Below are 402 nucleotides of genomic sequence, written 5' to 3'. Positions count from 1 at the left end.
CCAGTGGAACCTGAGCGCGTCGACAACAAAACAAATCAATTACAAATTCTATCTTCTTGCCATGATTCTCCATTCGAAAGTTCCTCGCCGCAAGCCCTCGGGTTTATTACTCCCGCTTCCCATTCCCTCTCACCCATGGTCATCAATTTCTATGGATTTCATTGTTAAACTTCCTAAATCCGCAGGTTTTGACAGCATACTGGTGGTGGTTGACCGATACACAAAAATGGCTCATTTCATCCCATGCAATGAAACCGTTACCAGTTGTGATCTGGCTAATCTAGTTTTCGCCAACATTTTTAAGTTACACGGTCTTCCGACTGATATTGTGTCTGATAGAGGGCCCCAGTTCGTTGCCCAATTCTGGAAGCATCTTCTGAAGTCCTTTCATATTCAACGGAA

At 44.0% G+C, this 402-nt stretch carries 1 protein-coding gene; it reads left to right on the top strand.

Annotated elements, in window-relative coordinates; genetic code table 11:
- Window positions 1-61 precede the first annotated feature (61 nt).
- Window positions 62-402: integrase catalytic domain-containing protein (locus B5P42_RS33355; protein ID WP_369008136.1), on the top strand; the 341-nt coding region annotated here is incomplete at its 3' end.

Origin of the sequence: Bacillus sp. SRB_331, assembly GCF_003264175.1 — a bacterium.
GTDB classification, from domain to species: Bacteria; Bacillota; Bacilli; order Bacillales; family Bacillaceae_G; genus Bacillus_A; species Bacillus_A mycoides.
Note: the sequence above shows the minus strand (reverse complement) of the source record. Positions and strands in the feature narration are given on the sequence as shown.